Source organism: Rhizobium sp. CC-YZS058, assembly GCF_034720595.1.
Taxonomy (GTDB): Bacteria; Pseudomonadota; Alphaproteobacteria; order Rhizobiales; family Rhizobiaceae; genus Ferranicluibacter.
Map to the genome: position 1 here is coordinate 2,778,057 of NZ_JAYESJ010000001.1, position 25,212 is coordinate 2,803,268.

Annotated in this window: 22 protein-coding genes; 12 read left to right on the forward strand and 10 right to left on the reverse strand. The window is 65.5% G+C overall.

The annotated features are described in order from the left end of the window. The first annotated feature begins 49 nt into the window (after positions 1-49). The 4 genes from U8330_RS13390 (at position 50) to U8330_RS13405 (ending at position 3,621) form a co-directional block, all read left to right on the forward strand. Positions 50-649 (forward strand): DUF6656 family protein, encoded by a 600-nt coding sequence (locus U8330_RS13390; RefSeq protein WP_323105762.1) that lies wholly within the window; start codon positions 50-52, stop codon positions 647-649. 106 nt (positions 650-755) lie between these two features. Beyond that, positions 756-1,730 (forward strand): L-threonylcarbamoyladenylate synthase, encoded by a 975-nt coding sequence (locus tag U8330_RS13395; protein ID WP_323107292.1) that lies wholly within the window; start codon positions 756-758, stop codon positions 1,728-1,730. Positions 1,731-1,756: 26 nt separating this feature from the next. After that, the gene (locus U8330_RS13400) at positions 1,757-3,193 is read left to right on the forward strand and encodes an FAD-binding oxidoreductase (protein ID WP_323105763.1); all 1,437 of its coding nucleotides are present in this window, start codon (positions 1,757-1,759) and stop codon (positions 3,191-3,193) included. An 80-nt stretch (positions 3,194-3,273) separates the two neighbouring features. Then, positions 3,274-3,621, forward strand: coding sequence for a type II toxin-antitoxin system RelE/ParE family toxin (locus tag U8330_RS13405; RefSeq protein ID WP_323105764.1), 348 nt, complete (start codon positions 3,274-3,276; stop codon positions 3,619-3,621). A gap of 28 nt (positions 3,622-3,649) precedes the next feature. Here the strand turns inward: U8330_RS13405 and U8330_RS13410 are convergent, their stop codons facing one another. Together U8330_RS13410 and U8330_RS13415 are read right to left on the reverse strand one after the other, a co-directional pair. After that, positions 3,650-3,967 carry a helix-turn-helix domain-containing protein gene (locus U8330_RS13410; protein WP_323105765.1) on the reverse strand — a complete coding sequence of 106 codons (318 nt, stop codon included), beginning with the start codon at positions 3,965-3,967 and terminating at the stop codon, positions 3,650-3,652. Positions 3,968-4,045: 78 nt separating this feature from the next. Beyond that, entirely contained in the window at positions 4,046-6,343 is a 2,298-nt protein-coding gene (locus tag U8330_RS13415) for a DUF1217 domain-containing protein (protein WP_323105766.1), read from the reverse strand. A 342-nt stretch (positions 6,344-6,685) separates the two neighbouring features. Between U8330_RS13415 and U8330_RS13420 the strand changes: the two genes are divergently transcribed. Then, positions 6,686-7,249: a DUF6101 family protein gene (locus U8330_RS13420; protein ID WP_323105767.1), complete on the forward strand. Its 564-nt coding sequence runs from the start codon at positions 6,686-6,688 to the stop codon at positions 7,247-7,249. 223 nt (positions 7,250-7,472) lie between these two features. On the opposite strand, the gene ubiA is transcribed toward U8330_RS13420, so the two are convergent. Next, positions 7,473-8,432 carry a 4-hydroxybenzoate octaprenyltransferase gene (gene ubiA / locus U8330_RS13425; protein ID WP_323105768.1) on the reverse strand — a complete coding sequence of 320 codons (960 nt, stop codon included), beginning with the start codon at positions 8,430-8,432 and terminating at the stop codon, positions 7,473-7,475. 169 nt (positions 8,433-8,601) lie between these two features. Between ubiA and U8330_RS13430 the strand changes: the two genes are divergently transcribed. Both U8330_RS13430 and U8330_RS13435 read left to right on the forward strand, forming a co-directional pair. Further along, entirely contained in the window at positions 8,602-9,645 is a 1,044-nt protein-coding gene (locus U8330_RS13430; RefSeq protein WP_323107293.1) for a spermidine/putrescine ABC transporter substrate-binding protein, read from the forward strand. Then, complete coding sequence (locus U8330_RS13435) at positions 9,642-12,011, forward strand: putative bifunctional diguanylate cyclase/phosphodiesterase (protein ID WP_323105769.1); 2,370 nt, start codon at positions 9,642-9,644, stop codon at positions 12,009-12,011. Before U8330_RS13430 ends, U8330_RS13435 begins: the two co-directional genes overlap by 4 nt. Positions 12,012-12,023: 12 nt before the next feature. Here the strand turns inward: U8330_RS13435 and U8330_RS13440 are convergent, their stop codons facing one another. Further along, on the reverse strand, positions 12,024-13,232 hold the full coding sequence (locus U8330_RS13440; RefSeq protein WP_323105770.1) for a glycosyltransferase family 2 protein: 1,209 nt from the start codon (positions 13,230-13,232) through the stop codon (positions 12,024-12,026). A 418-nt stretch (positions 13,233-13,650) separates the two neighbouring features. Here U8330_RS13440 and purD point away from each other — a divergent pair, with 418 nt between their 5' ends. The 3 genes from purD to U8330_RS13455 all read left to right on the forward strand — a co-directional run bounded on the left by purD (position 13,651) and on the right by U8330_RS13455 (position 15,877). Further along, complete coding sequence (purD, locus tag U8330_RS13445) at positions 13,651-14,916, forward strand: phosphoribosylamine--glycine ligase (RefSeq protein WP_323105771.1); 1,266 nt, start codon at positions 13,651-13,653, stop codon at positions 14,914-14,916. A 151-nt stretch (positions 14,917-15,067) separates the two neighbouring features. Then, complete coding sequence (locus tag U8330_RS13450; protein WP_323105772.1) at positions 15,068-15,598, forward strand: plant virulence effector HPE1-like domain-containing protein; 531 nt, start codon at positions 15,068-15,070, stop codon at positions 15,596-15,598. A gap of 147 nt (positions 15,599-15,745) precedes the next feature. Continuing rightward, complete coding sequence (locus U8330_RS13455) at positions 15,746-15,877, forward strand: hypothetical protein (protein WP_323105773.1); 132 nt, start codon at positions 15,746-15,748, stop codon at positions 15,875-15,877. Positions 15,878-16,148: 271 nt separating this feature from the next. On the opposite strand, the gene U8330_RS13460 is transcribed toward U8330_RS13455, so the two are convergent. The 5 genes from U8330_RS13460 to U8330_RS13480 all read right to left on the reverse strand — a co-directional run bounded on the left by U8330_RS13460 (position 16,149) and on the right by U8330_RS13480 (position 22,806). Next, positions 16,149-16,709 carry a DUF523 domain-containing protein gene (locus tag U8330_RS13460; RefSeq protein ID WP_323105774.1) on the reverse strand — a complete coding sequence of 187 codons (561 nt, stop codon included), beginning with the start codon at positions 16,707-16,709 and terminating at the stop codon, positions 16,149-16,151. 6 nt (positions 16,710-16,715) lie between these two features. Then, positions 16,716-18,827 carry a glycine--tRNA ligase subunit beta gene (glyS, locus tag U8330_RS13465; protein WP_323105775.1) on the reverse strand — a complete coding sequence of 704 codons (2,112 nt, stop codon included), beginning with the start codon at positions 18,825-18,827 and terminating at the stop codon, positions 16,716-16,718. Positions 18,828-18,937: 110 nt separating this feature from the next. Continuing rightward, positions 18,938-20,911, reverse strand: a complete 1,974-nt coding sequence (locus U8330_RS13470; protein ID WP_323105776.1) for a DUF2207 domain-containing protein — start codon at positions 20,909-20,911, stop codon at positions 18,938-18,940. 38 nt (positions 20,912-20,949) lie between these two features. Then, positions 20,950-22,215, reverse strand: a complete 1,266-nt coding sequence (locus U8330_RS13475; protein WP_323105777.1) for a 3-phosphoshikimate 1-carboxyvinyltransferase — start codon at positions 22,213-22,215, stop codon at positions 20,950-20,952. Between the two features lie 39 nt (positions 22,216-22,254). After that, on the reverse strand, positions 22,255-22,806 hold the full coding sequence (locus tag U8330_RS13480; RefSeq protein ID WP_323105778.1) for a LemA family protein: 552 nt from the start codon (positions 22,804-22,806) through the stop codon (positions 22,255-22,257). Positions 22,807-23,238: 432 nt separating this feature from the next. On the opposite strand from U8330_RS13480, the gene U8330_RS13485 reads away from it, so the two are divergent. Next, on the forward strand, positions 23,239-23,385 hold the full coding sequence (locus U8330_RS13485) for a hypothetical protein (RefSeq protein WP_323105779.1): 147 nt from the start codon (positions 23,239-23,241) through the stop codon (positions 23,383-23,385). A gap of 7 nt (positions 23,386-23,392) precedes the next feature. On the opposite strand, the gene U8330_RS13490 is transcribed toward U8330_RS13485, so the two are convergent. After that, positions 23,393-24,343 carry a glycine--tRNA ligase subunit alpha gene (locus tag U8330_RS13490; protein ID WP_323105780.1) on the reverse strand — a complete coding sequence of 317 codons (951 nt, stop codon included), beginning with the start codon at positions 24,341-24,343 and terminating at the stop codon, positions 23,393-23,395. 387 nt (positions 24,344-24,730) lie between these two features. Here U8330_RS13490 and U8330_RS13495 point away from each other — a divergent pair, with 387 nt between their 5' ends. After that, positions 24,731-25,132 carry a hypothetical protein gene (locus U8330_RS13495; RefSeq protein ID WP_323105781.1) on the forward strand — a complete coding sequence of 134 codons (402 nt, stop codon included), beginning with the start codon at positions 24,731-24,733 and terminating at the stop codon, positions 25,130-25,132. The last annotated feature ends 80 nt before the right edge of the window (positions 25,133-25,212 follow it).

Genomic DNA, 25,212 nt, shown 5'->3' on the forward strand with positions numbered 1-25,212 from the left:
CTGCTTTCAAGGCCTTGCAGCCCCGTCCCTTTTGCAACGGATGAGAGCCATGTCGAAGCTGAGATATTTCGCCGCCGGACCGGAAAAGAAAGACACGGGCTTGAAGGCTGCGATCTATGTCGACTTCCTGCGCACGGGGCGCATCAGCCGGCCATCCAACGAGAACCGCCAGCCCAAGCGCTATCTGTCCTATGACGAAGTGGCCGCCCGCACGGGCCGGAAGCTCGAGGCGGCCGGCACGCAGGCCTATGAGAAGATCAACGGCTTCCACGCCTCGATCCGCTTTCCGAAGATGATCTTTCACCGCACGATCGAGGGGAGCCCGCATCTCGGCTATTGCCATGTGACGGCGGCGCGCACCAAATTCGCCGAGTTCGACGAGGTGCGCTGGTCCTTCTACATGGCCAATTTCTATTCCGAGATCGGCAAGGACGGCGCCTTCTTCGACGATGTGAAGCGCGGCTATTCGCGCATGTATTTCGCCGTTGCCACCGATGTCGACAAGGAGGCCGGCAAGCTCGTCATCAACCGCACGATCCGCGATGGCGGGCTCCTGTTCCGCACGCAGGACCCGAAGACGGCGCTGAAGAACGTGCTGATGCTCGGCGCCAAGAACGACGCCTTGCGCGCGATCATCAAGGCGCTCTAGCCCGCGCCAGAAAATCGTTCAGTTTCGCACCCCGATCCGCTAAGAGGCGGACAAAGGAAGGTGCGAGATGACGAAGGACGGCGCGCCGCGGGAGGCACCGCGGCTTTTGGCGGAAACGGTGGATGCGCTGGCCGCACCGGATGCAGCGCTGGCCCGCGCGGTCGCGGTGCTCGCCGAGGGACTGCCGGTCGCGATCCCGACCGAAACCGTCTATGGTCTCGCCGCAGACGCCACCCGCGCCGAGGCGATCGCCCGGATCTACGAGGTCAAGGGCCGCCCGCGCTTCAATCCGCTGATCTCGCATGTAAGCAGCATGGCGATGGCGGAGCGCCACGGTGTCTTCGATCCCCTCTCCCGCGCTCTTGCCGAGGCCTTCTGGCCGGGGCCGCTGACACTCGTCCTGCCGCGGGCCGACACCAGCACGGTGCATGATCTGGCCACGGCCGGCCTGTCGACCCTGGGGCTGCGCATGCCGGACGGCATTGCCCGCGCCATCATCGACGGCGTCGGCCGCCCCCTGGCCGCGCCCAGCGCCAACACGTCCGGCGGCGTCAGCCCGACGGAAGCCGGCCATGTGGCCGCCGATCTCGGCCGTCGCATCCCCCTGATCGTCGATGCAGGCCCCTGCGCAGTCGGACTCGAATCGACCATCGTCAAGGTGGAGGGCGATGCGATCCGGCTCCTGCGGCCCGGCGGGCTGGAGGCGGCGGCGATCGAGGCCGTGGCCGGCCGCCCGCTGCAGCGCCCCGCCCAGGCGGGTGCCGCCATCGAAGCGCCGGGCATGCTGGCCTCGCATTACGCGCCCGACGCCACGCTGCGGCTCGATGCCGAGGATGTCCGGCCGGGCGAGGCGCTGATCCGCTTTGGCGGCAGGCGGCTTCCCGGCGAAGCGCAGGCGCGGCTGGTGCTCGACCTCAGCCCGGCCGGCAGCCTGCGCGAAGCGGCCGCCCATCTCTTTGCCTACCTCAAGCGCGCCGATGCGAGCGGAGCCGGGCGCATCGCCGTCGGCCCCATTCCGCAGGATGGCCTGGGCGAGGCGATCCGCGACCGGCTGAAGCGCGCCGCCGCGCCCCGCCCCTGACCAGGCCCTCAGCGAAAGCCTTTGCCATGACCAGCACCATCCCCTCCCCCGACCTGATCGACCGCTTCATCGCCCTCGTGGGCGCGGACCATGCCGTGGCCGGGCAGGACGCCGGGCGGCGCTACCTCGCCGATACGCGCGGTCTCTATTATGGCAGCACGCCTGTGGTGCTGAAGCCGGACAGCGTCGAGGAGGTCTCCGCCATCCTGCGCCTCGCCAGCGAAACGGGCGTCGCGATCGTGCCGCAGGGCGGCAATACCGGCCATGTGGCGGGGCAGATCCCGCGAGAGGGCCGCGCCGACATCGTGCTGTCCCTGGAACGGATGACGCGCATTCGCGACGTCGATCCGGTCGGCAACGTGCTGGTGGCCGAAGCCGGCTGCATCCTTGCCGACATCCAGGCGGCGGCGGAGGCAGCCGGGCGGCTTTTTCCCCTCTCGCTCGGCTCGGAAGGATCCTGCCGGATCGGCGGCAATCTTTCCACCAATGCGGGGGGAACAGCGGTGCTCGCCTATGGCAATATGCGCCAGCTCTGCCTCGGCCTTGAGGTCGTCCTGCCGACGGGCGAGATCTGGAACGGCCTGCGGCGGCTGAAGAAGGACAATACCGGCTTCGATCTGCGCGATCTCTTCATTGGTGCGGAGGGGACGCTCGGGGTCATCACCGCCGCGGTGCTGAAGCTCTTTCCCCGCCCGCTCGGCCACCAGGTGGCCTTCGCAGGCGTGAAAAGCGTCGAGGATGCGCTGACGCTGTTCGAGCGGGCGGCGACCCGCTGCGGCCCGGCGCTGACCGGCTTCGAACTGATGCCGCGCATCGGGGTCGAATTCACCGCCCGCCATATTCCGGGCGTGCGCGACCCGATGGACACGGTTCATCCCTGGTATACGCTGATCGACATCTCGACCGCCGACAGCGCGGAGGGGGCCGAGCGGCTGATGCAGGATCTCTTGGAGCAGGCGATCGCCGATGGCCTCGTCGAAAACGCCGTGCTGGCGGCCAGCGAGACGCAGCGCAAGGCGCTCTGGCACATGCGCGAGAGCATGTCGCCCGCACAGAAGCCGGAAGGCGGCTCGATCAAGCACGATATCTCGGTGCCCGTGGCCGCCATCCCCGCCTTCATGGCGCAGGCGGATGCGGCGGTGCTGGCGGCGATTCCCGGCGCCCGGCTCTGCTCCTTCGGCCATATGGGCGACGGCAACATCCACTACAACATTTCGCAACCCGTCGGCGCGGACACGCAGGCCTTTCTCGACCGGTGGCGCGAGATCAACGATCTCGTCCACGGCATCGCGCTTGCGCATGGCGGCTCGATCTCAGCGGAACATGGGATCGGCCAGCTCAAACGCGACGAACTCGCCGCCATCCGAAGCCCGATCGAAATCGACCTCATGCACCGCATCAAGTCCGCCTTCGACCCGGCGGGCATCATGAACCCGGACAAGGTGCTGCGGGCGGCAGAATAAACTCCCGGCCCGACGCTTGTCTGTCAGGCCAGAACGTTAGAAAACCTTGATGGACGGAGTTCGGCGGGGTCACGGCGGCAATGGTCAAGCGCAAGGTCACCTATGTGAACGGCGCAGCGCTGGAGTCGCTCAAGGATCTGCCACGCGAGATCCAGCTCCAATTCGCTACCGACCTGCAGCGTGTCCAGCACGGGCAAACGCCGCTCTCCGATTTCAAGATTCTGAAAGGCCTTGGTGCCGGGATTGTCGAGCTCATCGAGAACGGTGGGCGAGGACCAGGATACAGGCTGGTCTACTGCGCCAAATACAAGGACACGGTCTTCGTTCTCCATGCATTCGCCAAAACGACGAATGGTGTCGACCGCGCTGCCATGGAGACGGTGAAAGGTCGGATCAAGCTGATGAAGGCGATGATCGGGGACGCTTGAACCCCGCAAAAGGTCCCCGCCTCGCGTGTCAGGCCGCCGGATATGTTTCGACGACGCAAAGAAATTGCGAGCCGCTGAACGAGGGCCGCAGCCTCACGCCCAAGCGACTGAGGAAACCGATCAGCCGATCCGCAGAAAACAAGTGAACCTTTCCCCGCATCAGCTCACTGACACGGGGTTGTGGAATACCAAGAACCGCACCGATCTCCGCCTGACTCCAGCCTCGCTCCCGGCAGCACTCCACCAGCGCGGAGATCAGATCGGCGCGAAAACTCAGGTCGGCAGCCTCATCGACATCATCGACCAGCGATTCGAAGACGTTGTCATATATGAGCGTCTCACTCATCCCGATGTCCTTATACATATTTCTGTATGTATTGCGGATCGCGCGCCGAATCAAGCGCAGCACCCCCGGATGCTCGTCCTACCCCCCCTTGCGCAGGCTCATCAGCGTGTAGAGCGCATCCGCGCTGATGCCGCCGCCCTGGCCGGAGAGGATGAGGCCGGCGGCGGAGGTGTCGACATTGTTGTCGACATCGTAGAGCGCAGTGAAGCGCTTGAGCAGTTTCTCGACCTCGGCCGGATCCTGCAGCGTTTTGATGTCCATCACGCGGTTGATATAGGCATATTGCTTGTCGATGTCAGCGCTCGACAGGCCTTCCGGGATCTGGAAGGCGGTGCGCACCACCTGCATGAGGGCGGTATCGGCCAGCAGATCGTAGGCCGAGCCGATGTCGGATGCCTTGCGGCGGAAATAGAGTGCCAGGCGGACGCCTGCATTGTCCTCGCCCTGCGTCTCTTCGAGCGTCTGATTGTAGTAGAGCTCTTCGGTTTCCAGCTTGCCGCGCCGGGTCTGAATGCCGAGGCTGTCCTGGCGGGCGACCTTGCCGTTCTTGTCGAAATTGAAGGAGGCGACGATCTCGCGGAAGCGGGGGTCAGCCTCCGTGTTCACATAGCTCTTCGGATCCTCGAGATCGGACTTGAAGATCTTCTTCAGCTGGTCGTCCGTCACCGAGTCCGGATCGATATGGTTGGCGACAAGCACGAACTCGACCAGCCGCTTGTTTTTCAGGAAGCTGTCGAGCGAGCCGATCTTTTCCATCTGCGCATTGTAGTAGCTCGCCTCTTCCTTCGCCTTCTTCTTCTCATCCTCGGTGCCGAACTGCGACTTGTTGATGACGTAGTTCTTGGCGGTCAGCATGATTTCGGACTGCGATTGCGGCAGGACCGGCGGGCCGATCGTTCCATCGGCCTTGAAGTTGAAGGCCTTCACCATGTCGGTGTAGCGGCTGTCCTTCAGCGAATTGGCGTAGCTCTTCGGATCGGCGAGGTCGCTGGTCAGCACCTGTTTGAGCTTGCGGCGACTGTCACCCGCGTCCTGCAGGTCGAAGGCGTTCAGCACCAACCGCATCATCTTCATGTCGTCCAGCAGGTCGTCGACCGAACTGACCGTACCGATCAGCTGCTTGAACTGTTTGACGAGCGTTTCGTCGGCCGCGTCGTCGGCATCGTTGTAGCGCGACATATAGACATCGCCCGTCGTCCCCGTCTGCGTCGCCGTCTGGATCGGGGTGCCGGTGTTGAGCGTCCCGGAGGAATTAAAATTGAAGGCCTTGGCGAGCTCCTTGTAGTTCGCGTTGAACTCGCCGCCATTCTTGTTGGCGTAGCTGTTCGCGTCGTTCGGATCGCTCTTCAGGATCTTGTCGAGCGTGTCCGTCGCCGTCGACTTCGGCAGGCCGAAAGCGGTGATGATGAAGGAGCGCATGCGGCTGTTGGCCAGGAGATCGGTCGTGGTCGTGAAGGTCCCGACATGCGCTTCGAAATAGGAGCGGTTGATCAGCGCGGCCGAGGCCGTGACGCGCGGCTGCGAAAGAATATAGGCCTCGTTCAGGCTGGCCTTGTTGCTGGCATCCATGGCCATCTTGCCCGAGACGACCTTCCCGTCGGTTCCGAAATTGAAGACCGCGGCGAGCGGCTTGTAGTCCGGAACGCTGTCGATCTGTGCCTGGTAGCCGGCGATCGCAATCGACGCAGCGCTGTTCGGGTTCTTCAGATCCTCCGGCTTAGCTGACGCCTTGATCGCATCGATCTTGGCCTGGAAACCGGCCTTGTAGTCATTGGTGACCGTGTTGGCGTAGCTTTGCGGATCGTTGAGGTCGCTCGTCACCACCGCCTTGAAGTGCTGGTAGGACATGCTGGTGTCGTAGCGCAGACTGGTCAGCACATAGGTGCGCAGGCGCTCGTTGCCCCAGAGATCGTCGACGCTCTTCACCAGGTCCATCGCGGCATTGAAATAGCTCGTATCGGCCTTGACCCGGTCGTCCAGGCGCGCGCTCGTCTGGTTGTAAAGGCCGATGACCGCATCTTCCTGGGCGGTGGTCTGCACCACGGCCTTGCCCTGCGAGAAGCTGTAGGCCATCGCGAAGTTGCGGTAGCGCTCGTCGGTCAGGCGGTTGGCATAGCTGTTGTCGTCGTTGAGATCGCTTTCCAGCACCTTCTTCATGAAGGCCTTGGCATAGGTCATGTCCTCAAGACCATGCGCCTTCATGGCATAGGAGTAGAGACGGTAGTCGTCGAGGAACTCGTCGATCGTCGTGACCTTGCCGATGTTCTCCTTGTAGTAGGCCGTATCGCGGGCAACCTGCGTCTGCTCCGCGGTGCGGTTCAGGCTGGTCTTCATGTCCCGTGTCAGGAGATTGTACTGGAGATAGGTCGAGACCATGTGCCGCTCCGGTGCGCAGGCCAGCCCGGGAACCGGGCGGCGTGAAGGGGTGGTGGCGAGAAGAAACTGCGTCAGCGTCTCATGGCGGCGCTTGCCCGCCCGTGCGCGCGACCTTGGCAATGCGGGCTTGCGCGAGCCTTTAGCGCCGAGACGTCGCCAGCCTTCATTCCTTCTAAACCCTGTGGCGTGCCATTTTGCTAACCATCGGAAAGCGCGAAGTTTTTTAACCGCGATTTTTAAGCTGCGACAAAGACCCCCGGCGTAGTCTCACCCTCACAGAAGGCGAATGCCTCGCGAAGAAGACCGGAAAACCGGCTCTCAAGGAAAACAAGGGCGAATGACATGTTGAAGACCGTTTCCCAACCCGCCTGGGCCGAAACCACGCTCAGACTCGATCCGAAACGCTTCCCGCAGCAGGCAAGCTTCGTCCCCGCCGGGACGATAAGCGATGTCAGCATCAGCCTGGACGAGCGCGGTGCGGTGATGCGCAAGATCCTGCCCACCAGCGGCCTGCCGTTGTCCATCGCCCTTCCGGCCCGCGCCTTCCGCGGCGTGGCCGCCCGTGCCATCGACCACGGCGACGGCGAGGTGACCGTGACGCTCGAGCTGCACCATGACGACATCGAGCTCTGCATTCCGCTGCTCGTTGCCCATGACCTCTCCGACATCGCCGCCGACTGGCGTGCCTGGTCGGAAGCCTACAAGATCCCGATGCTGATGATCGAGGCCGATGGCGTGGCCCGCCCGCTCGAGGAGCATCTGGGCGAGGTCAAGACCCGCCAGATCACGCCGCGCCGGCGCCACCAGTTGCACCGCCGCCGTCCGCGCTTTCTCATGCGCCGCGCCACGACCAGCCTCGGCGTCGCCATGAAGATCGACGGCTGCGAGATCATCGCCCGCCGCTGAACGCCTTCATCCTCTCCAGTGCAAAAGGCCGGCCGTCCCTGCGGTCGGTTTTTTGTTTGCGCTGTTTCCTGAGGAACGCCGAGCACGCTTCCGCCATGCGAGATCGCCTGCGTCATCAACGACCGGGAAACGCCGCATGCTCGCCTTCGCCATCTTCGCCGTTCTTCAGGCGCTGCTCGCCCTCACCCGGCGTGGCCGAAGACGCTGAGCCGCGCCGCCGTCTCTAAAGCAGGGCGACGGCGAGATCGGCGAGAAGGCCGAGAAACAGGATCAGCCCGATCGTGCCGTTCATGCGGAACAGCGCCAGGCATTGGGCCTGGTCGTGAATGTCGAGCACGAGGATCTGCCAGCCTAGAAGGAGAAGCGCGAGCAGCAGGGCCAGGAAGGCGAGCAGGCCGGCGCCGGCCAGGAGGAAGGACGACGCCAGCAGGAGAACCGTCAGCCCGTAGAGCGCGATCAGCCACGGGCGCGGATTTTCGCCGAAGCGACGCGCCGTGGAGCGCACGCCGACCAGCGCATCGTCCTCGCGGTCCTGATAGGCGTAGATCGTGTCATAGCCGACGGTCCAGGCAATGGCCGCGAGATAGAGCACCAGCGGCGCCGCCGAAAGCCTCCCGAACTCTGCGGCCCATCCCATGATCGCGCCCCATGAAAAGGCAAGACCGAGAAAGAACTGCGGCCAGTCGGTGAAGCGCTTGGCGAAGGGGTAGATGGCGACGAACCCGAGCGAGGCGATGCCGAGGAGAATGGCGACGCCGTTGAACTGCAGGAGCACGACGAGGCCGACCAGCGCCTGGGCGACCATGAACAGCTTTGCCGCCCGCCGCGAGACGCGCCCCGAGGGCAGCGGGCGCGAGCGCGTGCGCGCCACCGCCTCGTCGATCCTGTGGTCGACGATGTCGTTATAGGTGCAGCCTGCGCCGCGCATGGCAACGGAGCCGATGAAGAACAGGAGGAGATGGCCGATGAAGCGCGCTGGCGAGAGCGAGCCCTGCCCGGCCGCCGCAATCGCTGCAAGCGTTGCCGACCAGAAGCAGGGCCACATGAGCAGCTGCCAGCCGATCGGCCGGTCCCACCGCGCCAATTGGGCATAGGGCCAGAGGCCGCGCGGCAGGGCGCGATAGACCCAGTTCTGCGAAGGCGCGTCCGAAACGCGCCCGGTGTCGGTGTCGGGAATCTGCATGACCTTCTGTGCCGCGCCGCCGCGACCCGGTCAAGCGGATCGCAGGCCGGCCGTCCGGCCGCGCGATGGCTCATTTTACGCGAGGCACCACAACTTCCTGCATCATCAGGTAGAAAATCGTCAAGATTTGTATCGTAAACTCCCACTAACAAAGCGGGAGATCATGCCGATGTGTCTTCTGAAGATGAGCGCCCTTCTGGCGGCCTTTCTCTGTGGTGCAGGGACTGCGGCCGAGGCGCGGCCGCTTAATCTCCTGATCTGGGAAAGCTATATCGACCCGGCGATCCTCGCCGATTTCACCGCCGAGACCGGCATCGCCGTCAACCAGGTCCTGTACGACAGCGGCGATGCGCGCGACGAGATCATGGCCGATCCGCGCAGCAATATCGACGTCTCGGTCGTGGGAGAGAACGCGGCCGCGCTGTTCGGCACGCGCGGTGTGCTGGCGCCGATCGATACGGCGGCAATTCCCTCGCTTTCCGATTACGACACGCGCTGGAGCGCGCGCTGCGCCGGCTACGGCGTGCCCTATCTCTGGGGCACGATGGGCATCCTCTATCGCACGGACAAGGTGACGACGGCTCCCACCTCCTGGAACGACCTGATGAAGCCGGCAGAGAGCCTGCGCCGGCACATCGCCATGTATGACGACCACAACGAGGCCTTCATCGCGCCGCTGGTGCTGCTCGGCAAATCGATCAACGCCAATGATACGGAAAGCCTGAAGGCCGCCTTCGCGCTGATGAAGGCACAGGCCCCCTACGTGCTGACCTACGACTATGTGGTGACGGCCGTCCAGGACCCGGCGATCGGCAAGGAGATCTATATGGCACTCGGCTATAGCGGCGATCAGCGGGCCTTGAACGAGAAGGTGGGGAAGAGCGACCTCTGGCGCTACGCCGTGCCGAAGGAAGGCACCCTGTCCTGGCTCGACTGCATCTCGGTCATGGCGGCCTCGCCGCAGAAGGCCGTTGCGCTGGCGCTGGTCGAGCATATCGTCTCGGCCAGGAATGCCGCGCGCAACGCGCAGACGCTCGACATGCCGACCGCAAGCCTCAAGGCCCTGCCGCTCATTCCGCCGGCCATGCGACAGGATGCCTCCGTCTACATTCCGGACGCCGTGCTCTCGCGCAGCCAGTACCAGATCCCGCTGTCCGTCCAGTCGGTGCAGACGCGCCGGCGGATCATCTCATCCATGGCGAACTATCAGTGACCCTCGCTCATCGCGCCACCTTCCTCATCCTGCCGATCGTCATCGCCGGCTATGTGACGGCCGCAGCGCTCGTCTATTGGGCGCAGAGCGGCGCCATGCTTTCGCTGGAGCGTGCCCGGCTTTCCCAGCAGCTGGCGCATACCGAATCTCTGTTTCGCGCGGATGTGGCGCAAGCGCGCGGCTTCCTCTTCTCCCTGCTCGAAGGCGATGCGATCCGCAGCTTCATGCAGGAGACCGACGAGACCTACCGCTACAACGCGTTGTCGCTGCGCCTGCAGCAATCGATCCGCTCGCTGTCCGACGATCCGGCCAAGTTCATCTCCTTCTCGATCACCGGCCCCGACCGCTCCACCCGCTACTATTTCGAAAACAGCGCCGATCCCTTTGCGGAGATCAGCAGCGCGCAGACAGCGCTTGCCGGGCGCCTGATCGCCGGTACGCAGCTGCACGACTGGAGCTACCTCTATGACGGGACCGAGCGGCCGCTCATCGTGCAGTCGGAGTTCATCGATCCCGTCACGCTCAACCGCGCGCTGACCGCCAACAAGGAGCGCGCCCTCCTGCTGCAGGTGGCGATCCAGCCGGATCAGTTCATCGGCATGAAGAACGCACTGCAGGCCGAATATGGAACCGAGGCGACCATCACCTCCCGGCCGGTGGAGGAGGATGCGCGGGTTGCCGCCAGCGTCCGGCTGGCCCCCTCGCTGTTCCTGACGCTTACCGTTCCGCAGGCTCATGTGTCCGCAAGCCTGCTGCAGCTGAAGATCCTGCTGTCGATCGGCACGCTGGCCATGAGCGTGCTGACCATCGTGACGATGACGACGCTGATCCGCCGCTTCATCTGCGACCCGATCGCCGTCCTTGACCGCAACGTGACGGCAGTCATGACTGGCAGGGCCAGCCGGATCGCTCCCGAGATCACCGACGGCGAAATCGGGCGGCTCTCCGCCAATATCGAAACCCTGCATGATCAGTCGATGCGGGCTCTGGACCTGGTGCGCACCGCGTCCTGGGCCGACCCGCTGACCGGCCTTGCCAACCGTGCCCGCTTCCAGGCGCTTGCCACCGATGCGCTCGCCGGTGCGGCGCGCGAGGGGCAACAGGTGGCGCTGCTCTTCCTCGACATCGACAACTTCAAGTTCGTCAACGACAAGCATGGCCATGTTGTGGGCGACGAACTGCTGCAGGCTCTCGCCAGCCGCCTGCGTGCCTGCGTGACCCATGCAACCGAAGCCGATGCCCTTCCACCCGCGGTTCTCGCCCGCCTGTCCGGCGATGAGTTCGCCGTGCTGCTGACCGTCCCGAAGGACCATGGCGCCGTCGACAGGATCGCCGACGCCATCCTGTCGCTCTTTGAGGGCGGCTTCGCGGTGGCGGGCACCGCCTATCCGGTGACGGCGAGCATCGGGGTGGCGCTCTTCCCAGACGACGCCGCCGACGAGGTGACGCTGGTCATCAATGCCGATGCTGCCATGTATCAGGCAAAGACCGAGGGGAAGAACCGCGTCTCTCGCTTCTCCCGGACCCTGAAGGCTCGGCGCGACCGGCTACGTCAGATCCAGGACGAGCTGCGCAGTCTTGATCCGGATGAGGAGTTCCACCTGGTCTATATGCCGATCGTCGATCGCCGCGGCCGGGTGACCGGCTGCGAGGCGCTGCTGCGCTGGGCCTCGCCGACGCTTGGTCGGATCGGTCCGGACGAGTTCGTGCCGATCGCCGAGAGCTCGGGCCTGTTCGGCAAGATCGATTGGTGGGTGGTGCGCCGCGCCATGAGCGACTACCGCCGGCTGGAAGCGATGTTCGGGCAGGATACGGTTCTGGCGATCAACGTCTCGTCGGCGGAGCTGCATTCGCGCGCGATCGGCCAGCATCTCAGCGACCAGTCCGATAGGCTGGGGCTTAAACCCGGCGCGATCGAGATCGAGCTGACGGAAACCTATGCGGTCGAGGCCGGCGCTGCCCTGCGCGATGCGATCAACGGTCTGCGCGCCCGCGGCTTCCGCCTGTCGATCGACGATTTCGGCGCCGGCTACACCTCCGTGCAGCAACTGATCGAATATCCCGCCGATACCTTGAAGCTCGACCGGGGCATGGTGGACGTGATGGCCAAGCCGCAGATGCTGCCCGCGCTGCAGGCGATGATCGCGCTGTGCCATGCGCGCGGCATGTCGGTGGTGGCGGAGGGTGTGGAGACGCAGGAGACGATGGACCTGCTGATCACCGCCGGCTGCGATCTGTTCCAGGGCTATCTGATCTCGCGCCCCCTCCCCCTCGAGGAGCTCGGCCTCTGGGCCCTGCAGCGCCTGGCGGAGACGAAGGCCGAGGCGCGGCAGGCTCTTCCCGGCCCGGCAGCCCGGCGCCCCTGACCGGCGGACGCGTCACTTGGTCCAGTCCGGGCGCCCCCATTCCAGCCGGCCGTGCCGCGAAAGGCTACAGAGCCGCGCAAAGGCCAGGAGAAACGACACGGCCTGGATGAAGCCCGAGACGATCGGCTCGATCAGGACAGGGAGCCAATCGGACGGCGGCAGGCCGAGCAGGAGGGTGGCGAGCAGACGCTGGCCGTAGACCAGACCGGTCGAGATCAGGAAGGCTGCCGGCAGGGTCAAGTGAAAGACCGGCGTCGTCCCCGCCAAGACGAGCAGCAACAGCGCCAGCGGCATCAGAACCGGGGCGACCGTCGACAAGGCGAAGTTCGGAAGGGTGAGCCACCGGAAGCGCCACGCCCCTTGGCTCTGCAGGGTGTGGAGAAGGCAGCATTGCAGATGGCCGAGCGTCCACCGGCATCGCTGCCGCAGAAGGCTCCTGATCGTGGATGGCGCGATCGTCCGCGCGCGGGCAGCGGGACACAGGACCAGATGGCGTGCTTTGGCCATCATCTGAAGCGTCAGATCCGCATCTTCGGTCGAGGTGCGGGCACTGAACGGACCTGTGGGCAGTGCCGACGCCCGGAACAGAGTGGCGGCGCCAGGCATGACGGAGATCGAGCCCATCCAGGATTGCGCCGCGCGCTCGAAATTCATCGTCGTCGCATACTCGATGAATTGCAGCCGCGCGAGCCAGCCGGCTTGATCGCGATCGACGTCGATCCAGAAAGAGACCGCATCCGCCCCGCTCTCTTCCGCCAGAGCCAGCGCCGCAGAGACCGAGGCGCGATCCGTGACCGTGTCTGCGTCGACCGTCAGGAGAAAGGACTCGCTCAGCGCCCTCACCCCGGCATTCAGGGCCGCTGCCTTGCCACGGTTCTGCGGCAGGCGCATGAGCCGCATGGCGGGATCGTGCATCGCCGCCTCTGCGCGCGCCGCGGTCTGGTCGCGCGAGCCGTCATCGATGACCAGCAGCCGACACCCGGCGCCGAGCGCGGCACCAAGGCGCGACACCGTCTTTTCGATGGACCGCTCCTCATTATAGGCGGGGACGATCGCGCCCATCCGCCCCGCAACCGCCGCATCTTCCCAACCCGCGACCGTGCCGCCGCGCGGTCGCGCGAGAAAGAGGCAGCCAAGCACCGTGGCGGCAAGGGAGCGCCCCCACAGGGCGATCAGGCACAGGTCCGCGGCACCGCCGCAGAGCAGTGAAGCCAGGGTCATGAGAGCGATCCTCAGCAGGACTCCGCCGCGAAGCATTGGCGAAGAACAAGACACATCTCCGCCGCACCCCGCCTCGGGACGTAGCAGTTTCTGGATGGAATCATCGTTACAACCCGCCGTATATTCAGGGTTGTCGAAGACAAAAAGTCTGTTTTACATGCTGATCAATTCAATTAATTCTTCATAGATCAAGATTTACTTATATAAATTCCTGGAGTGTCGTCAAGTTCACAGACTCCTCTTTTCGAGGTGGGCCGTTTTCTTTTTGCAATGCGGGTCCATCCGCGTCGAGCGGCAGGCGGCTGCGCGACCGCAGTGCCTTGAGGTACGCGTCCTCGCCCGTCCCAGCCGCATTTCGGCTTGACCCTGTGCCTCCCTCGCTCTAGGCGCTCAGCAGCAGCTTTTCCGGGGGTCGGCGATGAAGGTTCTTTTGATTGGATCGGGTGGACGCGAGCACGCCTTGGCTTGGAAGATCGCCCAGTCGCCCCAGCTCACCCGCCTGTACGTTGCACCGGGCAATCCCGGCATGGCCGATGTCGCCGAGTTGGTGGCGCTCGACAGCACCGACCATGCGGCGGTTGTAACCTTCTGCCGCGAGACGGGGATCGAGTTCGTGGTCGTCGGCCCCGAGGCGCCGCTGGTCGCCGGGCTGGCGGATGATCTGCGCGCGGCCGGCCTCGCCGTTTTCGGTCCCTCCGCCGCCGCTGCCCAGTTGGAAGGATCGAAAGGCTTTACCAAGGATCTCTGCGCCCGCCACGGCATCCCGACCGGCGCCTATCGCCGCTTTACGACGGAAGCGCCGGCGCTTGCCTATCTTGCCGAGGTCGGCGCGCCGATCGTCGTCAAGGCGGACGGGCTGGCGGCCGGCAAGGGCGTCACCGTGGCGATGACGCGCGAGGAGGCCGAGGCAGCCGTGCGCGACTGCTTCTCCGGCTCCTTCGGCGCTGCCGGCGCGGAGGTGGTGATCGAGGCGTTTCTCGACGGCGAGGAGGCGAGCTTCTTCTGCCTCTGCGACGGCCGGACGGCGCTGGCCCTCGGTTCGGCGCAGGACCACAAGCGGGTCGGAGACGGCGATACCGGCCCGAACACGGGTGGCATGGGCGCCTATTCCCCCGCGCCGGTGATGAGCGAGGCGATGGTGGCGCGGACGATGGACGAGATCATTCTCCCCACCATCCGCGGCATGGCCGCCGACGGCCACCCCTTCACCGGCGTGCTCTTTGCCGGGCTGATGATCACGGCCAAGGGCCCTGAACTGATCGAATACAATGTCCGCTTCGGCGACCCGGAATGCCAGGTGCTGATGATGCGCCTGGACAGCGATCTGCTGCCCATCCTGCTTGCCGCCGCCACCGGAAGGCTCGATCAGGTGGAGGCGGTCTGGCGCGACGAGACCGCCCTGACGGTGGTCCTCGCTTCGAAGGGCTATCCCGGTGCCTATGCCAAGTCGACGCCGATCCGCGCGCTTCCCGCCAACGACACGACCACCCGCGTCTTCCAGGCGGGAACGGCCTTGGAGGAAGATCAACTCGTTGCGGTCGGCGGACGGGTTCTCAATGTCACCGCCATCGGTCCCGATGTCGCCACGGCGCGCGCGCGGGCTTACGAGGCGGTGGACAAGGTCGACTGGGAAAACGGGTTCTGCCGGCGGGATATCGGCTGGCGGGCGCTCACCCGCGGCTGACACGCTTCAGTCAATATTTACCCTTTCTCCTGACGGCTCGGTAAGAGCGCCTTGATAGAGTCCGGTCGATGAGCGCTGGGCTTTTTCCGTCCGGCGCGGGACCGGGCCTGCGGCACACTCGCCTTGCGCCCGTTGCGTGAGGAGACAGACAATGCGCAGCTCGGCGTTTCCCCTTCTCGGCATCCTGCTCGCCGCTCCGGCAGCCGCTTCGTCGATCGAAGTGCCGAAGGAGATCGGCGATGCGAACAGCATCACGGTGCTGGCCTGCACCGCCTGCCCGCCGCTGATCGAGACGCAGCGCAGAACCTATGTGGTTCCCGAAATCGCCCCGAACACCGACCGGACGGAGGTCAAGGACATTGGCGGGCGCATGAAGATCGTTCGGACCGAGGCCTGGCTCGGCGGCTCTCCCGTCCGCTTCGTGACGACACCGAGCGACTCACAGCTGGCCGCACTCAAAGCCCCTGCCTCGCTCGCCGGCCTGGACCAGATGCCGAATGCGGCCCTGCCCGCCACGACCGAAACCAAGGCGCAGACGGCGCAGGCCGCGCATGCCGACGGGCAGGACCGCATGACAACCGCAGCATTGGACGCAACGACCACCGGCCCCAAGGCCGCAGCGATGATCGAATCGCCGTCACGGAATTTTGATGGCAAAGCGTTCCAACTTCGGCTAGATTGATTTTTAACCTTCGGTCCCTGCCCTCGACGGCCACCCAGTAACGGCCGCATCGGGCATTCGCTGTAAAAGGCGAAGAATTGCGCCCCTGAGAGAAGCAGGGGCGCAATTTTTTTGTGCCTACGAAACGTCCTGCGGCCTGAAAGGACGATGCAGCGCGCTGCTGCGCCCCGTGCGCGTCAGGCCAGCCGCGCCCATGCCGCCGGCTCTCCCGGCACATGGAAGATGATCGAGATCGTCCGGCCGCTCGACAGTCTCTTCCAATATATTCGTTTTTTCTGATATGATAAGCCTGTCGTGGGGCGGAAGCAGATGCGCCGCGCCGGCCGGCGTCTCGGGGATGATCAGCCTCCCCGACCTCGGCGAGGGCTTTGCTCTCGATCCGGAGTGACGCGGATGGGATTCTTTCCAATCAGCATCACGCTGACGATCAGGAAAACCCGCACGGGCTGGTATCTCGCCGTGCGGGTAACAGTCCTGGTCTAAGCGAAGGGCAATCGGGGCGAGCACCCCGGTTGCCACTCTGGGAGCGTACATCGGCAAGCGGTAAAATTCAAGACGGGAGGCCGGAGAGCCCTTCGGCGCCGTCCCCCGCGCCCGGTTCTCCATCGATCTGCCGCGCCAGCCTGTCGATCTGCCGCGCCAGAATGTCGATCTGATGGTCGGCGAAGACCTCGATCCCGTGGCGGCGCAGGAGAGCTGCCGTCACACCCTCGCCGCTGCGCCTCAGGCCGGCAAACTGGCCATCATAGATCCGGGTCGAGCCGCAGGAGGGGCTGCCATCGATCAAGAGCGCGAACCGGCACCCGCTGCGTTGCGCCTCCGCCAGAGCATTCTGCGCAGCGCGCAGGAACAGGTCGGTGACGTCCCTGCCGCCCGCCTCGAAAACCTGCGCCGATTGGCGCAGCACATCGGCTCCGCTCGCCGCCGCGATCTCCGCCGGCGGGCGCGGCACCGGCATGCCGGCCGAGCATTCCGGACAGAAGGGCACCAGACGTCCCTCCTCCAGCCAGCGCGCCAGCAGCGGATGATCCAGCGGCTTGGCGCGCCCGTCATAGCGCACGGCCGCCCCCATCAGGCAGGCGCTGACGAGGATCCGGTCGCCGGCGCCCATCCGACCTTATCCGGAGATCTTGGAGAAGTCGGCGACGGTGCCGGTTGCCGTGCGGATGGCCGAGAGGAGCGCCAGGCGGTTCGCGCGGATGGCCGGGTTCTCGTCATTCACCAGGACGTCGGCGAAGAACTGATCGACCGGACCGCGCAGCGTCGACAGCGCCTCCATGGCCGAGCGGAAATCTTCCCTGGCAACGGCGTCCGCCGCAGCCTTGGACGCGGACTGCACGGCCTCATAGAGCGCGCGCTCCGCATCGAGCGTGAAGAGCGCCGGATCGATCGAGGCGGCGACGACGGTGCCCTTCTTCTCCTCGGCGCTCAGCAACTGCGTGGCGCGCTTGGTTCCGGCGAGCAGGTTCAGCCCCTCTTCGGCGGTGATGAAGGCGGTCAGCGCCTCGACACGGCGGGCCACCATCAACAGATCGTCCGCCCCCGGCGTCAGCACGGCGTCGATCAGATCATGCCGGGCGCCGAGCTCGCGCAGATAGACCTTCAGGCGGTCGTGGAAGAAGGCGAGCAGATCGGTATCGACGACGCTGGAGAGCGGCAGGCGGATGTTGCGCTCCAGAAGCATGCGCACGACGCCGAGCGCGGCGCGGCGCAGCGCATAAGGGTCCTTGGAGCCGGTCGGCTTCTCGTCGATCGACCAGAAGCCGGTCAGCGTGTCGAGCTTGTCGGCCAGCGCCACGGTCAGGCCGACCGCGTCCTGCGGCAGGCGGTCGGAGGGGCCGTTCGGCTTCCAGTGATCCTCGATGGCCGCGGCAACGCATGGATCTTCACCCTGGAGCAGCGCATATTTGCGGCCCATCAGCCCCTGCAGCTCGGGAAACTCGCCGACGGCCTCGGTGCGCAGATCCGCCTTGGCGAGCACGACGGCCCGGTCCACCAGCGCCGGATCGGCGCCGGTGATCGGCGCAAGGCGGGCGGCGAGCGTGCGAATGCGGGCGACGCGGGCGCCCTGCGTGCCGAGCTTGGCCTGGAAGGTGACGTTCAGCGTGTCGAGCTTGGCCATGCGCTGGTCGAGCGGCTTGGCGAGATCGAGGCCGAAGCGTTCGGCCGAAGGCTTCAACGTCTCGAGATCCGGCAGATTGCCCTGGTCGCGCGTCCAGAAGTGGCGGGCGTCGGACAGGCGGGCGCGTACCACCTTGCCATTGCCGTGGATGATCTCCGCGCCCCCGTCCTTCGCCTCGATGTTGGACACGAGGATGAAGCTGTTCGACAGCGCCTCCTCGCCCGCCTTGCGGGTGACGAAGCACTTCTGGTTGGTCTTGATGGTCAGGCGGATGATTTCGCCGGGAATGGCGAGGTAATCCTCCTCGAACCGGCCCATGAGCACGACCGGCCATTCGACGAGGCCGGAGACCTCCTCGAGCAGGCCTTCATCCTCCACCAGGTCGAGGCCGCTGGCAAAGGCCAGGTTGCGGGCATCCGTCTCGATAATCTGCTTGCGCCGCTCGGCATCGAGCACCACCTTGGCGCGCTCGAGCTTGTCCACATAATCGGCGAAGCGGCGCACGGTGATCTCCCCCGGCGCATGAAAGCGGTGGCCATAGGTGACATTGCCTGCGCGAATGCCATCGACCTCGAAATCGACGATCTGCGTTTCCTCGTTTTCCGGCCCGAAGGTGCAGAGAATGGACTGCAGCGGGCGCACCCAGCGCAGCGCGCCGGGGCGAGCCGAGGCCGCGCCCGAGCGCATGGGCTTCGGCCAGGGGAAGTTGCGGATGATGCCGGGCATCACCTCGGCGATGATTTCTTCCGCAGGCCGGCCCGGCTTCAGCAGATGGGCGACGTAGAACTCGCCTTTCTTCGGATCGCTGTGGACATGGGCCTCGCTGATCGAGGACAGCCCGGCCGACCGCAGGAAGCCTTCGATCGCCTTCTCGTTGGCATCGGTGCGCGGGCCCTTCTTCTCCTCGCGCTGATCGGCGGAGCGGGCCGTGACGCCGCGAATATCGAGCGTCAGGCGGCGCGGCGTCCAGTATTCGCGCGCGCCTTCATAGGTGAGGCCCGCCTCCACCATGGCATCCGTCAACAGCTTCCTCAAATCGCCGGCCGCCTTGCGCTGCAGGCGGGCGGGAATTTCCTCGGAGCGGAGTTCTAGCAGAAGATCGGGCATGGACGGGCTCGTGGCTGGACGACGGGCAGGCCCAGGCAGGGCCGGAGTGCCGTCGCTCTACCAAGCCGGCCGCCTCTTGTCACGCCAAAGCATGTGGAAAGGCGCGGGCCCTACCAGCCCCCGCCACCGCCGCCGCCGCCACCACCGCCGGAGAAGCCACCGCCCGTGGAAAAGCCGGAGGAGGAGCTCTTGGGCGGCGGCGGCAGGGAGGACTGCATGGTGCTGGCCATGGAGCCGGCAAAGCCACCCATCCGGTCTGCGAAGCCGCCGTCGAAGCCCTGCCCGTGATACCAGACCGGCGAATAGGCCGCCGCCCCAGCTGCAGCCGTCGCCAGCCAGGTCTCGAAGGTGCGCGACCAGGGCTCCTCCACGCCGAGCGCGACCGCATAAGGCAGCAGCGTCTCGTAATGACTTGGCGACATGCTGGGCGCGCCGGCCATGTTCATCCGCTCTGCCTCGGCCAGCGTCAGATATTGCCGGAGGCCGGCGATCTCGGTGGACAGCGTGGCGCCGAGCGGCGTCGGGGCGCCCATGAGGAAGTAGAACAGCCCGTTGACGAGCACGATGCCGCCGACGCAGACGAGCAAGGGCAGCTGGTGCGTTTCCACCGCTTCGAGGGCGATCATGGAAAACAGGCCGCCGAAAATGGTGAGCGCGACGAGGGCGAAGAAGGCCAGCACCACGACCGAAAGGATGCGCCGCGCCAGCCCCACCCGTCGGCGCACCGACTTGACGAGGCCGCCAAGCATGAGGGTGACGAAGCCGGCAGCAAAGACCGGGATGATGACGATGCCGATGCCTTCTTCGCTGAGATTGCCGAACAGCACGATCGCCGCGAGAATGGCGGCCGACAGCGCGACACCGAGGAGGATCAGCCCCCAGTTCGCGCTGTAATATTTGCCGCGATGTTCGCTCTCGATCGCCGCCCGGAAGGCCGTGCCGAGGCGCTGGACGGCCGGACCGTTGGCCCTGTCGATCACCAGCGTGCCACCGGCCCGGTCGATGGCGGACAGCAGACTCGTCTCGCCGACCGCGCTGCCGGCGTCGGCGGCGGTTCGCCTTGCCGCCCTCCATGGTCCGCCCTCCGGCACGCCGCTCTCGTTTGCGACCCGCTTCAGCGTCAGCGAGGATTTGAAATCCTCCAGCACCAGCCGGCCGGAGACGGCAAGATTGAGGGCGGCAGCGGAGAGCGCCGTCCAGCCGCCATCGGCAAAGCCGCGGTTGTCGACATAATTGACCAGCGCCGGAGAAAGCCCGGCCGGCGGCTCCCAGCGCGGCACGACGACGCCGCGCTGCGGATCGCGCCCCGCCCGGAACCAGACGAAGAGATAAGAGAGGCCGACGACCCCAAGCCCCGGCGCGGCGATCAGCAAAGCGAGATTGTCCCGCATCCACCAGAGCCGCTCCTGGCTCGCATCCGGCGCAGCGACGGCCCCCTTCGGCAGCTTGACGAGGATCGTCAGCCCCTCTTCGGCCGCAAGCAGGCGGGTGGTGCGGAACAGGGCGCCATCGGGGGTGGTTTCGCCTCGCGCGTCGCGCGCCATCGACCCGCGTGGTCCGGTGTAGGCGGCGAGCTCTTCCGCCCGGACGCCGTCTGGCACGGTCACGCGGGCCGAGGCCGTGTCGATCGGAAAGATCCAGCCATTGCCTGTGACGTTCCAGTAGAGCTCGTCATAGCTGTCGAAAAAGCGGATTTGCCGGTCGGTTTCGTAGGTCAGCTCGAACACGTGCTCGCCATGCGGCAGGATCACATCCTTTTCGCCGGTGTAGATCCGGATGCCGCCGTCGATCGTCTCCGTGCGATACGGCTCCTCCTTTCCATCGCGACGAACCGAAAGGAGCGTGAAGCCGACGCGATGCGTGCGCCCCTCCGCATCTTGCATCAGCAGCGGAAAGTCGCGATAGATGCCGCGCTGGATCCGCTCGCCCTCCACCGTCGCGCGGATGCGCTCGGTCACCGTCAGGCGACCGTCGGCCGAAAGCGCGATCGCCGCGTCATAGGCGCGGATGCGCTCCGCCGCCGCGGCGAGGCCGGCGGAGAGGAGGAGGAAGACAATGCCGAGACCTGCCAGGAACCGCGTCATGCACCCCTTCCCTCCGGAATTTGAAACCCGTGCTACGTTCAGTCCTTCACGGCCATGCCGACGCCGAGCGAGGCCAGCGCATCCCAATAGCCCGGATAGGTCTTGCCGACGCAATCCGGATCGCGAATGGTGATGCCGCCGATCTTCAGCCCCGCCAGCGCAAAGCTCATGGCGATGCGGTGATCGGCGAAGGTGTCGATCTCGGCCGGCAGAACCGCGCCGACAAGGGCAGGATCGGACGCGACCAGCAGATCGTCGCCCTCTTCGACCCCGAGCCCCGGCCGGATCGCCGTAAGCCCGGTCGAGAGCGCCCGCACCCGGTCGCATTCCTTGACGCGCAGATTGGCCAGCCCGGTAAAGCGCACCGGTGTCTCGTTGAAGGCGGCGAGCACGGCGAGCGTCGGCACGGCATCCTGCATCTGCGAGCCATCGATGACGGCGGGGAGATGGGGAAAGGCGGAGATGACCGCATGTGCCCGCGCATCGGGCTGGGAGAAATCCTCTGCCGCAACCCCGAGATCGATCCGCCCACCCGTCAGCACCTCCGCCGCCCAGAGGTAGGTCGCGGCCGAGGCATCCGGCTCGACGGCGAAATCGGTCGCCATATAGCCGGTCGGCTGGACGATCCAGAGCGCCGCGCCCGGCTGCTGCACATCGGCCCCGAAGGCGCGCATGGCGGCAAGCGTCAGGTCGATATAGCCGCGCGCGCCGATCTCTTCGCCCTTCAGCGCGATCTCGACCGGGGCCGAACCGCCGGCCGCTGCCATCAGCAGGGCGGAAACATATTGGCTGGACAGGCCGGCATCGATCTCGACCCGCGTGCCCGGAATGGTGCCGGTGCCCGAAACCGTAACCGGCGGGCAGCCGCTCGGCGCGTCCACGGCCACGCCCAGGCGGGTCAATGCCTCGACCAGCGGCGCGATCGGCCGCTTGCGCATATGCTGGTCGCCATCGACCACCACCCGACCATCAACAAGGGCAGCGGCGGCCGTGAGGAAGCGCGTGGCGGTGCCGGCATTGCCGAGAAAGAGCGGCCCCGAGGGCGCCGCGAGCTTGCCTGAGCCGGTGACGACGAAGGTGGTGGCATCCGGCTCCTCGACGCCGACGCCCATGGCGCGCAGGGCATCGGCCATATAGCGGGTGTCGTCGCTCTTCAGCGCGCCGGTGAGCCGGCTGGTGCCGCGGGCAAGGCCGGCCAGCAGCAGAGCGCGGTTGGTGATCGACTTGGAGCCTGGCGGACGCACGGCGCCGACAAGCGGTCCGGTGGCGGGCTCGAGCGTCAGTTTCTTCTCGGTCATGGTCATGCTGTCTGTCTCTCGTCCGCGCCGCGCGGGGGCGCGCAATCAGAATTTGACGGTGGGAACGGCGCGGTCGGCCTCGTTGGTGATCTCGAAATAGGGCGCCTTGGAAAAGCCGAACGATCCCGCGACGAGATTGGCCGGGAAGCTTTCGACGCGAACGTTCAGGTCGCGCGCCGCGCCGTTATAGTAGCGCCGCGCCATCTGGATCTCGTTTTCGGTCTTTTCCAGCGAGGCCTGCAGATCGGCATAGTTCTGGTTGGCCTTCAGGTCCGGATAGGCTTCGGCCAGCGCGAACAGCCGGCCGAGCGCCTGGGAGAGCATGCCTTCCGCGGCGGCGCGCCCTGCCACATCGCCGGAGGGCACGGCCTGCGCCTTGTTGCGCAGCGCCACGATCTCCTCCAGCGTCCCGCGCTCATGCGCGGCATAGCCCTTCACGGTTTCCACGAGATTGTGAATGAGATCGGCGCGGCGCTTCAGCTGCACGTCGATGCCCGACCAGGCCTCCTCCTTGACCTGCCGCGCCTTGACCAGCCCGTTGTAGAGCAGGATGAGAGCGACCGCCGCGACGGCCAGAATGATCAGCCCGATAATCATGCCCGTTCCCCTTCTCGTCTCTCCCCGGCATCACGCCCCGCCGGGTTTTTCCGTCTCATAGCGCCCTTTTTCGCCGCCGGCCACTTCAAAGCGTGCGGTGCCCCGTCCGGCCGTCCAGCAGCCGCGCGAGCCCTCAGCCGCTTCGTGCCGTGCTGCGAACCGATGCGCGGCGTATCGTCAGGTTTCGCGATAGAAACAAGTTTCGCACCGGCTTACCATGCTATCCAGTTTCTCGTTCCGGTGTCATCGCTCCTGGCCGATGCCGGCTTACGATCTGCCATGAGGCAGAGCCGAACCGGGCAGCGTGCGTCGTCCGGCGGGTAATCCATATTCCTTGCGTTTCAGACCCGGTCGATGGTGCGCTTTCTGCGCGGCCATCCTCCGGACCGGCTTCCTGCGCCCGTTGCGCCGCACCCTTCGTGAAAGGTTCCCATGACGCTCCTCGCCATCATCACCCTCTCCGCCGTGCTGCTGATGGGCATCAGCCATCTCGTGGCGCTGCGCACCGAACGCCCGCGCGGACTGCATGCCCCGCTCGAAAGCGCGCCGCTGCACATTCACCGCCCGAAGCGCGGGTAAAGCTCTTTCACGCGGCGGTCAGCGACATTCCGCCGGCGTCCGTCAGCAGGAATGCTTCGCCACAGGCCTTGGCCAGCGTGCGGACGCGCAGGATATAGCCCTGACGCTCCGTGACCGAGATCACGCCGCGGGCATCGAGAAGATTGAAGACGTGGCTCGCCTTGATGCATTGGTCATAGGCCGGAAACACGCATTTGTGCAGCTGGGAATTGGCGCTGCCGTCCGCCGCCCCGGCCTGGAGAAGCGCCAGGCACTCGCGCTCGGCATCGATGAAGTGCTGATGCAGCATGGCCGTATCGGCATATTCGAAATTGTAGCGCGAATATTCCTGCTCGGCCTGCAGGAACACATCCCCGTAGCTGATCTTCTCCGCACCCTCGCGGCCGTTGAAGTTCAGGTCATAGACATTGTCGACGCCCTGCACATACATGGCCAGCCGCTCCAGCCCGTAGGTCAGTTCGCCTGAAACGGGCGCGCATTCGATGCCGCAGACCTGCTGGAAATAGGTGAACTGCGAGACCTCCATGCCATCGCACCAGCATTCCCAGCCAAGCCCCCAGGCGCCGAGCGTCGGGCTTTCCCAGTCGTCCTCGACGAAGCGGATATCATGGAGCAGCGGATCGAGCCCGATGGCCTCCAGCGAGCCGAGATAAAGCTCCTGTAGGTTCGACGGGTTCGGCTTCAGGATCACCTGATACTGGTAGTAATGCTGCAGGCGGTTGGGGTTCTCGCCATAGCGGCCATCGGTCGGCCGGCGCGAGGGCTGCACATAGGCCGCGCGCCAGGGCTTCGGCCCCAGAGCCCGCAGCGTGGTGGCCGGATGAAACGTCCCGGCGCCGACCTCCATGTCATAAGGCTGCAGCACGGCACAGCCCTTGTCGGCCCAATAGGCATGGAGCGTGAGGATCAGCGCCTGGAAGGAACGCTTCGGATTCATATGGTCGGGTACGATCGTCATGGTCTCTTGCCGTTCTGCTGGCGCCCTTGGTCTTGACGTGCCGGACGAGTGCCACGCGGAGGGCCGAGGGTCAATGCGCTGTTGCATCCGAGAGACCCTCGCGCCCACGACGAACCGACCAGTTACCCGGCCGTGTGAAACGTCAGAGAGGTGCAGCTCTCGATAAAGGCGACGTCGCAGCCATCCACGCCCGGGATTCGCTCAAATTTTAGACGCCCCCGCGATGTGCCGCAGATCTATGCAAGTTGCTCGGCGCAGTCCGCAATATGAGTAGTTTAATATGTTCTAACTGCCATTTTTCTTATGGATATCGTGAGGTCTGATCATTAGAGTGCGCGCATATTGAACGCTTTCTCGTTTCCGTATCCATTTTCTGAAGGCCTTTCCGTGACGCGTCTTCCAAGGCCCTTTGCCGATCCAAACTCCCACCGCGTGAACGGGGCACCGGTCATCCACGGTGAGGCGGCCAGCAGGCATCAGGCGCTTCATCGCGGTCGCACCCTGCGTGGCGTCATCTTTTCGGCTGCTGTCATGATCTCTGTTGGGATGACGAGCGGTCCGGCGTCGGGCGAGCTCTCTTCGGGCAGGATACTCGTCGTCCAGGGGGTCGTGATCGAGGGCGGCATCGAGTGTCCGCTGCTGCAGACCGAGGGTGGCCGCGCGCTCACCCTCCAAGGGTTTCAACCGCATCCGCCGCCCGGTACGCGTCTACGGCTGCGGGGAACGGTGCTGTCAAAAAGTTTTTGTCGCCAGGGCGTCTCCTTCGAGACGATCGAACGCCTCGAATAAGCATCCGGCGAACCGGTCGCGCCTCGCGATGATCCTGCACAGTCCGGGCCGACCAAGCGAAAATCAAAAAAGGGGAACGA

Excerpts from the sequence above, each read along its gene's own strand:
- U8330_RS13390 (WP_323105762.1), top strand. The coding sequence starts at position 50 with ATGTCGAAGCTGAGATATTTCGCCGCCGGACCGGAAAAGAAAGACACG.
- U8330_RS13400 (WP_323105763.1), top strand. The coding sequence starts at position 1,757 with ATGACCAGCACCATCCCCTCCCCCGACCTGATCGACCGCTTCATCGCC.
- U8330_RS13405 (WP_323105764.1), top strand. The coding sequence starts at position 3,274 with ATGGTCAAGCGCAAGGTCACCTATGTGAACGGCGCAGCGCTGGAGTCG.
- U8330_RS13410 (WP_323105765.1), bottom strand. The coding sequence starts at position 3,967 with ATGAGTGAGACGCTCATATATGACAACGTCTTCGAATCGCTGGTCGAT.
- U8330_RS13415 (WP_323105766.1), bottom strand. The coding sequence starts at position 6,343 with ATGGTCTCGACCTATCTCCAGTACAATCTCCTGACACGGGACATGAAG.
- U8330_RS13420 (WP_323105767.1), top strand. The coding sequence starts at position 6,686 with ATGTTGAAGACCGTTTCCCAACCCGCCTGGGCCGAAACCACGCTCAGA.
- ubiA (WP_323105768.1), bottom strand. The coding sequence starts at position 8,432 with ATGCAGATTCCCGACACCGACACCGGGCGCGTTTCGGACGCGCCTTCG.
- U8330_RS13430 (WP_323107293.1), top strand. The coding sequence starts at position 8,602 with ATGTGTCTTCTGAAGATGAGCGCCCTTCTGGCGGCCTTTCTCTGTGGT.
- U8330_RS13440 (WP_323105770.1), bottom strand. The coding sequence starts at position 13,232 with ATGACCCTGGCTTCACTGCTCTGCGGCGGTGCCGCGGACCTGTGCCTG.
- purD (WP_323105771.1), top strand. The coding sequence starts at position 13,651 with ATGAAGGTTCTTTTGATTGGATCGGGTGGACGCGAGCACGCCTTGGCT.
- U8330_RS13450 (WP_323105772.1), top strand. The coding sequence starts at position 15,068 with ATGCGCAGCTCGGCGTTTCCCCTTCTCGGCATCCTGCTCGCCGCTCCG.
- U8330_RS13455 (WP_323105773.1), top strand. The coding sequence starts at position 15,746 with ATGCAGCGCGCTGCTGCGCCCCGTGCGCGTCAGGCCAGCCGCGCCCAT.
- U8330_RS13460 (WP_323105774.1), bottom strand. The coding sequence starts at position 16,709 with ATGGGCGCCGGCGACCGGATCCTCGTCAGCGCCTGCCTGATGGGGGCG.
- glyS (WP_323105775.1), bottom strand. The coding sequence starts at position 18,827 with ATGCCCGATCTTCTGCTAGAACTCCGCTCCGAGGAAATTCCCGCCCGC.
- U8330_RS13470 (WP_323105776.1), bottom strand. The coding sequence starts at position 20,911 with ATGACGCGGTTCCTGGCAGGTCTCGGCATTGTCTTCCTCCTCCTCTCC.
- U8330_RS13475 (WP_323105777.1), bottom strand. The coding sequence starts at position 22,215 with ATGACCATGACCGAGAAGAAACTGACGCTCGAGCCCGCCACCGGACCG.
- U8330_RS13480 (WP_323105778.1), bottom strand. The coding sequence starts at position 22,806 with ATGATTATCGGGCTGATCATTCTGGCCGTCGCGGCGGTCGCTCTCATC.
- U8330_RS13485 (WP_323105779.1), top strand. The coding sequence starts at position 23,239 with ATGACGCTCCTCGCCATCATCACCCTCTCCGCCGTGCTGCTGATGGGC.
- U8330_RS13490 (WP_323105780.1), bottom strand. The coding sequence starts at position 24,343 with ATGACGATCGTACCCGACCATATGAATCCGAAGCGTTCCTTCCAGGCG.